12 protein-coding genes, 1 tRNA gene and 1 other RNA gene are annotated in these 12,369 nt (G+C 62.0%); 7 read left to right on the top strand and 7 right to left on the bottom strand.

Annotation, left to right across the window (positions count from 1 at the left end):
* Window positions 1-3 precede the first annotated feature (3 nt).
* Genes FZZ88_RS01690 through FZZ88_RS01680 form a run of 3 tightly spaced genes read right to left on the bottom strand, consistent with a single transcriptional unit; the run spans window position 4 to window position 3,017 of the window.
* A complete protein-coding gene (locus tag FZZ88_RS01690) occupies window positions 4-1,353 on the bottom strand; it encodes an FAD-binding oxidoreductase (protein ID WP_166016799.1) in 1,350 nt (449 codons plus the stop codon).
* A gap of 18 nt (window positions 1,354-1,371) precedes the next feature.
* Window positions 1,372-2,652, bottom strand: coding sequence for an amidohydrolase family protein (locus tag FZZ88_RS01685; protein WP_166016800.1), 1,281 nt, complete (start codon window positions 2,650-2,652; stop codon window positions 1,372-1,374).
* The gene (locus FZZ88_RS01680) at window positions 2,649-3,017 is read right to left on the bottom strand and encodes a DUF4359 domain-containing protein (RefSeq protein WP_166016944.1); all 369 of its coding nucleotides are present in this window, start codon (window positions 3,015-3,017) and stop codon (window positions 2,649-2,651) included. The genes FZZ88_RS01685 and FZZ88_RS01680 overlap by 4 nt, the downstream gene beginning before the upstream one ends.
* Before the next feature lie 105 nt (window positions 3,018-3,122).
* On the opposite strand from FZZ88_RS01680, the gene FZZ88_RS01675 reads away from it, so the two are divergent.
* Window positions 3,123-3,195 (top strand) — tRNA-His (locus tag FZZ88_RS01675).
* 5 nt (window positions 3,196-3,200) lie between these two features.
* On the opposite strand, the gene FZZ88_RS01670 is transcribed toward FZZ88_RS01675, so the two are convergent.
* Window positions 3,201-4,283, bottom strand: a complete 1,083-nt coding sequence (locus tag FZZ88_RS01670; protein ID WP_166016801.1) for a DUF1611 domain-containing protein — start codon at window positions 4,281-4,283, stop codon at window positions 3,201-3,203.
* Window positions 4,284-4,323: 40 nt separating this feature from the next.
* Window positions 4,324-5,409 (bottom strand): dipeptide epimerase, encoded by a 1,086-nt coding sequence (locus tag FZZ88_RS01665; RefSeq protein ID WP_166016945.1) that lies wholly within the window; start codon window positions 5,407-5,409, stop codon window positions 4,324-4,326.
* 74 nt (window positions 5,410-5,483) lie between these two features.
* On the opposite strand from FZZ88_RS01665, the gene miaB reads away from it, so the two are divergent.
* The 5 genes from miaB to ftsZ all read left to right on the top strand — a co-directional run bounded on the left by miaB (window position 5,484) and on the right by ftsZ (window position 10,476).
* Entirely contained in the window at window positions 5,484-6,890 is a 1,407-nt protein-coding gene (miaB, locus tag FZZ88_RS01660) for a tRNA (N6-isopentenyl adenosine(37)-C2)-methylthiotransferase MiaB (RefSeq protein WP_166016802.1), read from the top strand.
* A 39-nt stretch (window positions 6,891-6,929) separates the two neighbouring features.
* A complete protein-coding gene (locus tag FZZ88_RS01655; RefSeq protein WP_166016803.1) occupies window positions 6,930-7,982 on the top strand; it encodes a D-alanine--D-alanine ligase family protein in 1,053 nt (350 codons plus the stop codon).
* A 23-nt stretch (window positions 7,983-8,005) separates the two neighbouring features.
* Window positions 8,006-8,416: a hypothetical protein gene (locus tag FZZ88_RS01650; protein WP_166016804.1), complete on the top strand. Its 411-nt coding sequence runs from the start codon at window positions 8,006-8,008 to the stop codon at window positions 8,414-8,416.
* Between the two features lie 50 nt (window positions 8,417-8,466).
* Complete coding sequence (locus tag FZZ88_RS01645; protein WP_226423640.1) at window positions 8,467-9,249, top strand: cell division protein FtsQ/DivIB; 783 nt, start codon at window positions 8,467-8,469, stop codon at window positions 9,247-9,249.
* 117 nt (window positions 9,250-9,366) lie between these two features.
* Window positions 9,367-10,476 (top strand): cell division protein FtsZ, encoded by a 1,110-nt coding sequence (gene ftsZ / locus FZZ88_RS01640; RefSeq protein WP_166016806.1) that lies wholly within the window; start codon window positions 9,367-9,369, stop codon window positions 10,474-10,476.
* 42 nt (window positions 10,477-10,518) lie between these two features.
* On the opposite strand, the gene ffs is transcribed toward ftsZ, so the two are convergent.
* Window positions 10,519-10,615: signal recognition particle sRNA small type (gene ffs, locus FZZ88_RS01635), an RNA gene on the bottom strand.
* A gap of 43 nt (window positions 10,616-10,658) precedes the next feature.
* Between ffs and panB the strand changes: the two genes are divergently transcribed.
* Complete coding sequence (panB, locus tag FZZ88_RS01630) at window positions 10,659-11,468, top strand: 3-methyl-2-oxobutanoate hydroxymethyltransferase (RefSeq protein WP_166016807.1); 810 nt, start codon at window positions 10,659-10,661, stop codon at window positions 11,466-11,468.
* Between the two features lie 482 nt (window positions 11,469-11,950).
* Here panB and FZZ88_RS01625 read toward each other — a convergent pair whose 3' ends face one another.
* A complete protein-coding gene (locus FZZ88_RS01625) occupies window positions 11,951-12,241 on the bottom strand; it encodes a DUF3104 domain-containing protein (protein ID WP_226423641.1) in 291 nt (96 codons plus the stop codon).
* Between the last annotated feature and the right edge of the window lie 128 nt (window positions 12,242-12,369).

The following is a 12,369-nucleotide window of genomic DNA, read 5'->3' as shown; positions in this document are numbered from 1 at the left end:
TCGTCAGAGGCGCTCCTCCCAGCCCCGCAGCTTGCCTGGATTGAGCAGGCCAGCGGGATCAAAGCGGTGCTTGGCCGCCACCTGATCAGCGTCGATGACGCCAAGGCCGCCATCCTCCACCGTGATCACATGGGGGTTGAACAGCACGGCACCCACTGCCCTGCAGTCGTCCATCAATCGGTCCAGCTGCTCAGCCCCCCGCCACCGCACCAGCGGCAGGGCGGCCAAGCGTGGACAGCCCTGCTGGCGCACAAGCTCGAGATGCCAGATCAGGTCGTCTCCCCACCGCTGCCTCAACGCTGCAATTGCTGGAGCCTCCGGCTGCGGCAACAGCATCTGCAGGTAGGTCCATCCCGGCTCTGAGGCCCGCACATGCAGGGTGGTGTGATTCCAGCTCAGCTCACGCAATCCATTGCCCCCTGAGAGATCTTCAGGCCCGAGATCCCGCAGGGTGGCCCCGGCTGACTGCACCATCCGTTGCAGGCTGGTGAGCCCATCCGGCGCGACGAGCAACAGCAACCTGTGCGCAGATACGGCAGGACCTCCCCAACTGGGCATCCGCGACAGCAGCGGCTGTTCAAGCAGGGTTCCTAGATGAAGATCCAAGGCGGATGCCGCGACCCTGTGCATCAACTCAATCGCCTGCTCCCAACGCTCGCAGTCCACACTCACCTGTTGCCAGTTGACCACTGGAGCGGTGGCCAATCTGAGGGCCGTAATGATGCCGTTCGTGCCGTAGGCATGGTTCAACGCTTCGGCATCCACCTCGCCGATCTGATGGCGTTGGGCATCGGGACGGAGCGGTACGACCTCCATCCCGAGCAAATGGCCTGGATCACGCAAAAAGCCCCAGCGCAACGAACCGATGCCACCGGAGCCCCCAGCAACGAAGCCGCCAATGGTGGCGCTGCGCCAGGTGCTCGGCATCAAGCGCAGCTGGCGCCCATGCCTGCGCAGCTCCTGATCCAGATCGCGCATCACACACCCCGGTTCCACGGTGACCACCCCCGTCGCCGCATCGATTGATCGGATCTGACGCAGGGATGTGGTGAGCATCACCACGCCTCCTTGCAGGGGCACACATTGGCCGTAATTCCCCGTACCGGACCCGCGCAGGGTCAGGGGAACCTGATGCTCGGCGCAGGCTGAGGCAAGCCGTTCAACGGCCTCCACAGTGCGAGGCCGGGCCACCAAGTCAGCACGGCATGGTTCCAGTCTTGGAGTCAAAACCGGGGAGTACTCGAAGGCATCCCGGGAATGACGCAGAAGGTCTGCTGGTTCAGCCAACAGCTCAAGATCAGGGACAGCGCTGAGGGCTTGCCGCAGGGCGATTAAGGCTTCGGCGCGACCCATGACGTTGCTGAACTCTGGTCAGGGTCTAGCGCCCGGAGACGACACCCAGTGGCCGTTCACGAGAACCTGGCGCTGCGGGGGACATCGCATCAGATCCGACCATCCCTGGCCCTCCATGCAGATCAGATCCGCAGGAGCACCAGCCCGCAGCACCCCATCCCATTCCAGTTGAAGAATGGCCGGCGGTGCCGTCGTGAAGGGGGCCAGGCCCAGGCGCTGCCACGGCAACAACTGGGTCAACGGCATCGACGCGGCCAGCAGGGCCAATGGATCGAAATCGCCTCCGGGGAACCAGGGGTCGGCCACGTTGTCACCCGCCACCGCCACAGTGACGCCACAGCGTTGCAACTGACGGATCGGGGCTTGCGGACGCTGAAGCGGGGTGGCGTCGTCCGATCGCGCTAGCAACCAGGCATTGGTGAGGGGTAGTGCGATCACGCGGAGCTGTGCTGCCGCCATGCGCTCTCCCAACCGCGCCAAGCCTGGAGGCGACAGCAGAGAAAGACTGCTGGCATGGCTGCAGGTGACAGGAACCTGGACGGGCACGCGCCGCAGAGCCTTCAGCAGCTGACCCATGCCCTCGGCCGGGCCATGGTCGGCCTCATCAATGTGCAAATCAACGCCGCAGCTGTGGCGATCGGCAAGGCGCAACAACTCCTCCAGCTGATGAGTCACCGCAGCCGATCCACAGGGAGGGGTGAGAACACCGCCGAGGCAGCCACCACTGGCGGCGACGCGACGTGCCAAAGCCTCCGCTTCAGCTGAACACCAGAACTCCAGGGGAACAAGCGCCACCAGCTGAAGATCGATGCGGCTGCGCCAGCGCTGCTGAAGGGTGAGCAGTGCCTCCCAGCTGGGCTCGGCACCGGGACCACCACTATCGACATGACTACGCATGGCACGCAGCCCATGTCCGAATGCCCTCTCCAACGCTCGCTCCCCGCGCTGGAGAACGGATGCCACGGTTCGGGTGTTGTGCTCCTGCAGGTTGGCGTCCAGGGCACCTCCGTAGCTGCCGCTGAGGTTGGGGTGCTCCTGCCAGGTGTAGGCCTTGTCCAAATGAACATGGCAGTCCACCAATCGCGGCAGCACCATCCGCGATGGTGGCGACTGATCAGCCGTCAGGGGCCTGGGCTCAAGCAGACGTCCCTGATGCCAGGCGAGCCGCACAGGCGTCAGCCCCTGTTTCTGGATTGCTGGCAGGGGCGTCGCAGGGCCGAAGTCAACCAGCCCCAGAGGAACCCAAGCCTCAAGGACACCATTCCCAGACTGTGACTGGAGCGACTGGGCATCCGTCACTCCTCTGCACCGTTGATGGCGTCGGTTCTAAGGATCACAAAACGACCTGCCACACCAAGGCTCAGCACATCGAAGCCGGGCAGACGCAGCCCCGGCAACAACTCCTTCCCTTCCATGCGGGTGGAATACAAGCTGGCCACCCCTAGGTTGCGACGGGTGGTGAACTGACCGGCCAGCGCCGCCAGAGAATCCCGCTGAGAGGCAATCAACTCAGGGCAATTGCGAATCCAAAGACGCAGCACCATGGGCAGGTTCGGTGCCTCGCACAGTTCCTGGGTGCCCAACTTGACCAACTGGGCTCCGGCATGGGCCTCGTAATCGTCCATGGACGGATTGGAGAACACCAGCGACAGCACACCGGCCATGGCGACACCCCCCGTCAACAGCGCCAGTGCAGGCACACGTTGCGGACGCGATGAAGGGGACACCAGGCAGGCTGCGGCTCGTGTTGGTAGATTCTCACGGACGCGGCGGGCGTCGCCAAGTGGTTAAGGCAGCGGCTTGTGGCGCCGCTATTCGGGGGTTCGAATCCCCTCGCTCGCCCTTTTTCAACGATCGACCAAGGCTCTCAGCAGAGGTTCGGCACCCCAGCGAATGGGATCGGTGCAGGGCAAACCCAGAACTTGACTCACCCGATCAATCTCGACCATCGCCTGATGCTCATCAAGGCGTGCCGTGTTGAGGGCGACGGCAGCCACCTTGGCTGGGGCACCCGCGCCATCAGGCCGTGCCCAACTGGCTAAGGCCTCTGTGGTGCTCACCAAGGTTGCGAGGTCGGGGAGAGGAATCTGAGGCAACCGATCGATGCTCTGCTGGCCGGCCCGATGCACCAACAAGAGGGCGGTCGGCTGGGTTCCGCGCAGCAGGGGCAGGGTGGCTGTTGAAGCGGGGTGACACAGCGAACCCTGTCCTTCAACCAGCACAAGGCCCTGCTCGGGCAGAGCATCCGCCGCCCGAAGCACCGCCGCCTCCACTGCACCCGCGGCGTAATCCACCCGAACAGCATCGAGGGCAACCCCTTCGCCACTGATCAGAATTCCCGCCTGCCCCGTCCCAACAAATCGCACGGGAATCCCTGATTGCTGGGCCGCTTCCAGCAGAGCCAGGCATGCGCTCATCTTGCCCACAGCCATATCGGTTCCAACCGCCAAAAGGCGTCGACAGGGAAGCTCCGCAGCCCTTGCCTGACCGATGTTGAGATCCTCCGGCTCCCGGCGGAGATCCCAGATCCAGCGGTCTGGCCAGCAGGCTTCTGCCAATACCGGATCATCGGCCAGACGGGTATGGAGTCCACTGGCGAGGTGGAGTCCTGAGCGCAACGCCGCCAGGGCATCGTGGCGAACAGGATCCGGCAGTCGCCCTCCAGAGGGAGCCAAGCCAACCACAGCTGCCTCCGGCTTGTAAGGAAGCGCCGCGGCTAAATCCGCCACCACCGGCACGTCTCGCTCGATGCCGGTGATCTGCTGCAGGGGATGGCCGGCATGGTCTGGATCAATCACCGCAACGATCGGGCCGGCACGGTGGCGCAGCATGGCCAGTCCGGTCTTACCGGTGAGACTGGCCAAACCGCCGTGCTGGAGCAGCACCAAGCGCATCTCTCGAAATCCTGGCGGCGCCTGAATCCCGCTCATAAAGCTGCTGTGCTTTCACGCACACCGATAGCAGCGCAGCTCAAGGCCTGACTGCCGCGGGGCGAATCCCCAATCCAGACGTCGATGAAGGTCGCAAGCGATCGTCCTGCAGAACCAGACCAGCGAATGGATCGTCAACCAAGTTGAGATGGCTGTCGAGATCGGGCCAACGAATCAGGGGCAGCAACTGGGCCGCTGCACCGTTCAGCAGTGAGCTGTCGGAATAACAGCCCACCATCAGGTCCAACCCCTTCCGCTGCGCCACCTGGGCCATCAGCAGGGCCTGACTGAGCCCCCCAGTCTTCAAAAGCTTGAGATTCACACCATCCACCACCGGAGCCAAACGCAGCAGATCCTCGAAATCCCAGCAGCTTTCATCCGCCACCAACGGCATCGGACAGTGCGGGTGCAGCGCCGCGAACCCTGCTGTGTCGCGCACAGGGTCCAGATCGGGAGCCAGGGGTTGTTCCAGCAGCACCACTTGATGTGATGCCAGAGGCTCAAGCATCCGCCTGGTCTGATCCAAGGTCCAGCCACCGTTGGCATCCACCTGGAGTTCAATCGCCACGCCCTGCCGCTGGGAATGGTCCGTGATGGCCTCGGCCACAGCCTTCAGCAGGCTCCGGTCGTGGTCCAACCCATCGGGGCTCCCCAGTTTGAGCTTCACCCGCGTTGCCGGCAGCTGCGTCCACCAGCGCGTCAGACGCTCCAGCACAGCAGTCACAGAGGCCAGTCCCAGGGTGACGCTTGTCGCAACACCCTCGGCCGCATCCAATCCCCAGAGCCGCCATAGCGGATGGCCGAGCCGTTGCCCATGCCAGTCCCACAGGGCCAGGTCAATGGCACAACGGGCCGGCGGACTCAAGGCCGCCAGCAGGGGGTCGAACTGTTGCGGACGATCGGGATCGAAAGCATCCAGCTGCGGCAGCAGCGCAAGCAGTTCCTCTTCCACCGCCTCGAGCGCAAAGGCACGATGACCGGTCTCGAATCCACCCGTCTCGCCGCGACCGATCAGCCCATCCCGGTCCAGCCTGAGCTCCAAGCGCACCACGGATGCTGTGGTGCCCCGGCTGATCGTGAGGGGCACAGCCTTGGTGAGCGAAAACCGCCTGAGGGCCCAGCCCATCAACACCCGAGCGCCAATCCCCAAACTGACACAACACCGCTGTAGCTCACACTGAGAAGGCTTGAGCCAGAGTCTTGGTCGCCTCCGCCCCCCTCACCACTGACGCCACCGCCCATTCCCAGCGGGGCAGCTACTGGATCACCACCTTCGGCTGCCAGATGAACAAGGCGGATTCCGAACGGATGGCCGGAATTCTGGAATCGATGGGCTACAGGGAGGCACCTGCCGAACTCGATGCCGACCTGGTGCTCTACAACACCTGCACGATCCGCGATAACGCCGAGCAGAAGGTTTACAGCTACCTCGGCAGACAAGCCCAGCGGAAGCGCAGCAACCCCAATCTCACCCTGATAGTGGCGGGCTGTGTCGCCCAGCAAGAGGGCGAATCACTGCTCAGGCGGGTGCCGGAGCTCGATCTAGTGATGGGTCCGCAGCACGCGAATCGACTCGAGACCCTGCTGCTTCAGGTGGACAGCGGCCAGCAGGTGGTCGCCACCGAGGACCATCACATCCTTGAAGACATCACCACCGCGCGACGGGACAGCACCATCTGCGGCTGGGTGAACGTGATCTACGGCTGCAACGAACGCTGCACCTACTGCGTGGTGCCTTCGGTGCGAGGCAAGGAACAATCGCGGCTGCCCCAGGCGATCAAGCTGGAGATGGAGGGTCTCGCTGCCCAGGGCTACAAGGAGATCACCCTGCTGGGGCAAAACATCGATGCCTACGGCCGGGATCTACCGGGCATCACCCCAGAAGGTCGCCGCCAGCACACCCTCACCGATCTGCTCCACCACGTCCACGACGTGGAGGGCCTTGAACGGATCCGTTTTGCCACCAGCCATCCGCGCTACTTCACCGAGCGACTGATCGATGCCTGTGCCGACCTACCCAAGCTCTGCGAACACTTCCACATTCCCTTCCAGAGCGGCGACAACGACGTTCTGCAGGCCATGGCCCGGGGTTACACCGTGGAGCGCTACCGGCGCATCATCGACCGCATCCGTGAGCGCATGCCCGATGCCTCCCTCAGCGCTGATGTGATCGTCGCCTTCCCTGGCGAAACCGATGCTCAGTTCCGGCGCACCATGGATCTCATCAAGGAGATCGGGTTCGACCAGGTGAACACGGCGGCCTATTCCCCACGGCCCAACACCCCCGCTGCCGATTGGGACAACCAGCTGCCGGAAGCTGTGAAGGTGGAACGATTGCGCGAGATCAATGCCTTGGTGGAAACCTGTGCCCGCGAACGCAATGCGCGCTACGCCGGACGCACCGAGGAGGTGCTGGCGGAAGGCATCAACCCCAAGGACCCATCGCAACTCATGGGGCGAACCCGAACCAATCGCCTCACCTTCTTCAGCGCCACCGGACCAGATGGTCACGCCTACAGAGCCGGCGATCTCGTGCAGGTGCGCATCGATGCAGTTCGCTCCTTTTCACTCAGCGGCAGCCCCCTGCCCCACGGAGCACAACGCTGATACCTTTGGCGCTCCCACTGCTCAGGGGTCGCAGCAGCCATGCCGTCCAGTCCCATCACGGTCGGGCTCGTCTTTGGAGGCCGCTCTGGAGAACACGACGTGTCAATCCGATCCGCGGCGACCGTCGTTCGCGGCCTGCGCAGCGGACGAAACACAGACCGATACTCCGTGCTGGCGATTTACATCGACCGGGATGGTCGCTGGTGGGGAAAGGATCTGGCCGAGACGACCTTGGCCTCCGAAACAGCACCGGACCTCAACTCTCCACCGCAGCCTTCAGGATTCCAAGGATTCCCGGAAGGTTGCGATGCGGTCGATATCTGGTATCCGGTCTTGCATGGTCCCAATGGAGAGGACGGAACCATTCAGGGGTTGTTCAAGCTGACCGGAAAACCCTTCGTGGGTGCCGGAGTTCTGGGCTCAGCCGTGAGCATGGACAAACAGGCGATGAAGTCCGCGTTTGCCAGCTCCGGGCTGGCTCAGGTGCCCTATGTGTCGCTTCTGGCATCCGAGCTCGAGGAGCCCAGCAGTCGATCCGCTCTCCTGGATCGGATTGAAACGGAACTGGATTACCCCTGCTTCGTGAAGCCCGCCAATCTTGGTTCCTCTGTGGGCATCAGCAAAGTCCGTTCGCGCACGGAACTGGAGGCTGGCCTCCACCAGGCAGCAGCGCTCGACCCCAGGGTTGTGGTGGAGCAAGGCGTCAACGCCAGGGAAGTGGAATGTGCAGTGCTAGGAGGCCGCAGCTTGGAAGCGTCCGTGGTCGGCGAGGTGCGTTTCGATGCGGACTGGTACGACTACGAGACCAAATACACCGCTGGGCGCAGCTCAACATTCATCCCAGCCCCCTTGCCGGATCAAGTCAGTGGACGCATCCGCTCTCAGGCCTTGCAGGCCTGCGATGCCGTAGGCGTCAACGGCATGGCACGGGTTGATTTTTTCTACGACGACGCAACGGATCAGCTGTGGATCAATGAAATCAACACCCTGCCGGGCTTCACGGCCCAGAGCATGTTCCCCATGCTTTGGGAGGCCAGTGGCGTAACACTCGAGCAGTTGGTTCACCAACTGATCCAAACAGCAGGAGAATGAACACAGCGTCCTTCGCCTAACCCATGAGCCACGGACTGCTCTGGTTTCCACTTTTGCTGGCCTTTGTGCTGCTGGCCTCGCTTGGATGGCTGGAACGGCGACGCCAAAACCTGTTTCGAACCTGGGCCGAGGGCTCAGAGCTGGCCAAACTCGACGGATGCGGTGGTGCCCGTTTGAAAGACGGTGAACTGCAGTGGAGCAGCTTCGAGGCTGGCAAATTTCAGGATCAGGGCTCTTTCGATGTCTGCAGGCTCGAGCTTGTGGAACTGATGTCACTGGCCTCCGGTGATGCGCCCCTGACCGATGAATCCCAGGGCCGCTGTCGCCTGCGGCTCATCGGCAAAGGGTTGCAGATGGATGTGCCCTTTTCTGATGCCGACCGCGCTCGCAACTGGGGTGAGCAACTGATGGCACGGGCCCGGTGCGACCTTTGAGCCGGGTTACGACCAAACACAAAGCATCTGAACGGCCCATCTCAGCCCAGATGGCCCGTCGGAGGGAATTGCGCCGTCAACGGCGCCAGACCCTTTTGGTGCAGCTTTGGCGCCTGATGGCCATGCTTGTTCTGAGCGGTGGATTCGCTTGGATCCTGCTTCGCCATGGCTGGACCCTGCCTGGCCCTGAGGCGGTGATCCTTCAGGGTGACACTGCCCTTGAGAAGGACCAAGTCGTCGAGGCGGCCAATCTGCGCTTCCCCCAACCCCTGCTGGAGGTCGGCCCCCGAACGCTTGAACAGCAGCTGATCAGCGCCCTACCGGTGCGGAGTGCTCAGGTTGAGCGCCAGATGCTGCCCGCTCGCCTCATCGTCAACCTGAAGCCACAGATCCCAGTCGCTAGGGCCGAGCGTCAGGGTCCCTCTGGACGGGAACGGGGCCTATTGGACGCCAAAGGGCAGTGGATCAACCTGACTGACGCATCACCGCAGCCGCTCACACCAATCTGGGTGCGCGGCTGGAACGAACAGCAACGCGGCTATGTCGCTGAGCTGCTGCAACAACGGGATCGCTTCGAGGGGATGCTGAAAACCATCGTGGTTCACCCTGACGGCGACATCAGTCTGGTCACCACGAGCCTGGGCAGGATTGATCTTGGAGGTGAACCAGCCCTGCTCAACACCCAGATCGAGACGATCATCCACCTCAACAACACGTTGCCGGAGCACCTGCGCCAAGCCCAGAAAAGCAGTCTTGATCTCAGCGATCCCGACCGTCCTGAACTGCAGCTACCGAATCCACCGGTCCCCAAGAACGCCAAATCGCAACCCTGAGACCAGAGGGTTGAAAATCTGGAGACCACAACCTCAGCGCCTGGTTTGTGATCTATTGAAGCCAGGACAGGGCTTCAGGGACATAATGCAACGCAACCAACTGGTTCAGCCTCGACGATGGAGATGGTGAGCGGCTCAGGGTCTTATACGGCAGCTGGAATCCAGCCCAGCCAATCCGCCCGCATCGAGGTCATCGGCGTTGGTGGGGGCGGCAGTAATGCTGTCAACCGCATGATTCTTAGCGATCTTGAGGGCGTTGGCTATCGCGTTCTGAACACGGATGCCCAGGCCCTGATCCAGTCGCAGGCCCAGCAACGCCTACAGCTCGGGCAAACCCTGACCAGGGGACTCGGCGCCGGTGGCAACCCCACCATCGGTCAGAAGGCAGCCGAAGAATCCCGCACTGATCTGCACGACGCACTGCAGGGAGCAGATTTGGTGTTCATCGCCGCAGGCATGGGCGGTGGAACCGGAACTGGAGCCGCACCGGTGGTTGCTGAAGTAGCCCGGGAAGTCGGGGCTCTCACTGTCGGCATCGTGACCAAACCATTCAGTTTCGAGGGCCGCCGTCGCATGCGCCAGGCCGACGAGGGGATCACTCGCTTGGCAGAGCATGTGGACACCTTGATCGTGATCCCCAATGACCGCCTGCGAGAGGCCATTGGCGGAGCACCTCTTCAAGAGGCATTCCGCAGTGCAGATGATGTCCTTCGCATGGGCGTCAAAGGCATCAGTGACATCATCACTTGTCCCGGCCTGGTGAACGTTGACTTCGCGGACGTTCGTTCCGTGATGACCGAAGCGGGTACAGCACTGCTGGGCATCGGCATCGGTTCTGGCCGGTCCAGAGCCGTGGAGGCAGCCCAAGCCGCGATCGCAAGTCCACTACTGGAAACGGAACGCATCGATGGGGCCAAAGGCTGTGTGATCAACATCAGCGGCGGCAAGGACATGACCCTGGAGGACATGACCACCGCTTCAGAAGTGATCTACGACGTCGTTGATCCGGAGGCGAACATCATCGTGGGCGCGGTGGTGGATGAAGCGCTCGAAGGAGAGATTCACGTCACGGTGATTGCCACAGGCTTCGAGAACAAGCAGCCCTACCGCAGCGAGCGCAGCCGCTCCATGCCTGGCATGGCGACCCGCGCGGAACCCGAAGAGAACGGGGCCAGAATCCCTGAATTCCTTCGTCGCCGTCAGCAGCAGAACGATAGATCGGATTAAGAGTCTCGAGGAATCGGACTCTCAATCAAGCTGTCTGAAAGTGGTGACCCGGAATCCACGCCTGCCCTGAGCATCCCGTGTGGCTGCTCCCTTCCGGTTCTGACCAGATTTGGGCGTCGGAGCCGCATGGGTCCGAGTCGGCAGAATGCTAGCAATGAGCCCCCGAGGGGTTCTCAAGCTGCATGCGTCCTTCTGATCTGACCCGCTTCAAGCAGAAGGGCCACCCCATCGCCGTGCTCACCGCATGGGACAGCCTCTCTGCGTCTCTCGCAGAAGCAGCCGGTGCTGATGTGGTGCTGATTGGCGATTCACTGGCGATGGTGGCGCTGGGCCATGCCACAACACTCCCCGTGAGCCTGGATCAGATGCTCCATCACACCCAGGCGGTGGCGCGGGGATTGACTGCCATGCCAGCCGATCAACCCCTGTTGGTCTGTGACCTCCCCTTTCTCAGCTACCAGTGCGGAGAAGACCGCGCCGTGGCGGCTGCAGGCCGACTGCTGAAGGAGTCCAGTGCTGCCGCAGTGAAGCTGGAGGGAGCGGAGCCTGAGGTCGTGACCGTGATCGACCGGCTGGTGCGGATGGGCATTCCTGTGATGGGGCACCTGGGTCTCACCCCACAGGCCGTTCATCGTCTGGGCTACCGCCGTCAGGCCACGGATACCAGCAGCCAAGAGCGCCTGCTGGATCAGGCGCGCACGCTGGAACAGAAGGGCTGCTTCTCTCTGGTGCTGGAACATGTCCCGTCAGAGCTAGCGAGCAAGGTGCAACAAGCCCTGAGCATTCCCGTGATCGGCATCGGAGCTGGTGAGAGCTGCGATGGCCAGGTGCGCGTCACGGCAGACCTGCTGGGCCTAACTACCAAACAACCTCCGTTCAGCCCGGCCCTGGTGGATGGGCGCCAACTGTTCATTGAGGCGTTGAAGGGGTGGGTCAACCAGACCCGGAACCAAACACCTCGCATCACAGGAAACACCCAGAACAATCAATAATTCCAATCAGAGCCTAAAAATCACTGCACCACAACGGCTTTGACTGATGCGAAGCCTGGAGAGGAGTGGCTGAGTTATCAGAAGAATCGATGTGGTTGCAAATGAATTGCAAACGAGACATTCGCTCAGCCTCAGTACCGCCAGCCAGCCGTGGTGGTGGTGCCGCACCGATGGTGAAGCAAGGGACCGACACCGTTGTGGACTAAGGGATGCCGGCAAAAACGCCAGGTCTTTTCAGCCCGGGAAATATCAGTCAGTGGGCTGATATTTCAGATGATCTCTTTACGGCCAGCCTTGATTTTCTCCCTGGCTGTAAGGAGGCCATAGACGAGCAACCCGAGCAGAGCGATGTTCATTCCAATGAAAAACATCATGTCCATGATCCTGTGGGAACTTGTTCCTTGATAGGCAGGAGATGCAAGCCGGCCTATCCGTCAGATGACTCATTTCAAACCCTGGATCGACATTGAAGGTTGAGGTCCTCAGTGCCTCGTGGACCAGCAATCCATTGACCAAATCACATCTGTCACCTGATCGGCGTTGATCCATGTGATGACGCTGGTATCGACGTCATCCTCCTGAAACAGGGAGATCAGCCGCCCCATCCACCAGTCCCCCTGCTCAACATGATCGCCGCCAACGATCAAGAAGTGCCGGCGACGGACGCGGAGGAAGAGGGCTGCAAGCTTGACGACGAGGTTGCTGGGATCCACGAACACCGAACCCCTTTGGTACGGCCGTACAAACAGCCACGACTCATGGGGCGGTGGCAACGGTCATCCGTACCTCCGTTGCCTGCTCTTGATTTTTAAGCTTCAGGCGTCTGAAAGCAATGCTGCCACCAGACCGTTGGACTATCTCCGGTTCTGAGGGGTTCCGGAGATTTTTTTATTTGCATCCC

Origin of the sequence: Synechococcus sp. PH41509, from assembly GCF_020514285.1 — a bacterium.
In the GTDB taxonomy this organism is placed as follows: domain Bacteria; phylum Cyanobacteriota; class Cyanobacteriia; order PCC-6307; family Cyanobiaceae; genus Parasynechococcus.
The sequence above is the reverse complement of the archived record's forward strand: the minus strand, read 5'-3'. Positions and strand labels throughout refer to the sequence as shown.